The sequence below is a fragment of the Caballeronia terrestris genome (genome assembly GCF_001544515.1).
Classification (GTDB): Bacteria; Pseudomonadota; Gammaproteobacteria; order Burkholderiales; family Burkholderiaceae; genus Caballeronia; species Caballeronia terrestris.
Window position 1 is genome coordinate 1 of the sequence record NZ_FCOL02000557.1, and the last position, 768, is coordinate 768.

2 protein-coding genes are annotated in these 768 nt (G+C 61.6%); both read left to right on the forward strand.

Annotated features, from left to right (window positions below):
- Positions 1 to 553: AMP-binding enzyme (locus tag AWB67_RS38920; protein ID WP_143746847.1), on the forward strand; the 553-nt coding region annotated here is incomplete at its 5' end.
- On the forward strand, positions 550 to 768 hold a 219-nt coding region (locus AWB67_RS38925; RefSeq protein WP_268808180.1), incomplete at its 3' end, for a MaoC/PaaZ C-terminal domain-containing protein. The genes AWB67_RS38920 and AWB67_RS38925, both read left to right, overlap by 4 nt.

Consider the following 768-nt stretch of genomic DNA (forward strand, 5'->3'; position numbering starts at 1 on the left):
CATTGTGAACGAGGACATGCACGACGTAGTCCGCGACGGCAAGGCGAGCGGCGAGGTCGTCGTGCGTGCGCCGTGGCTCACGCAGGGCTATCTGAAGAATCCGGAGGCGTCCGCGCAACTGTGGGAAGGCGGTTATCTGCATACGCAGGACATCGCGAGCATCGATGCAAAAGGCTATCTGCAGATCACCGACCGCATCAAGGACGTGATCAAGTCCGGCGGCGAGTGGGTGTCGTCGCTCGAAATCGAAAGCCTGATCTCGCAGCACCCGGGCGTCTCCGAGGTCGCAGTGATCGGCATCAAGGACGACAAGTGGGGCGAGCGCCCCGTTGCGCTGGTGGTGCGCAAGCTCCAGTACGAAGTGCCGGTCTCGGAAGACGACATTCGGAAGCATGTGCTCGCCTTCAGCGAAACCGGACAGATCTCGAAGTACGCGGTACCGCAGATCGTGAAGATCGTCGATCAACTCGACAAAACGAGCGTCGGCAAGCTGAACAAGAAGCGGCTGCGCGAGCAGTTCGCCGCTCGTGCGCAGGAGGAGGCCGCATCATGAGCATCGAAGGATACGGCGTCACGACGCTCGAGGAATTCGTCGGACGGGAGTTGGGCATATCGGACTGGGTCGTCATCGATCAGGCGCGCATCGACGCGTTCGCCGAGTGCACCGGCGACCATCAGTGGATCCATGTGAACGTGGAGCGTGCAAAGCGCGAAAGCCCTTACGGCGGCGCGATCGCGCACGGCTATCTGACGCTTTCGCTTCTGGCA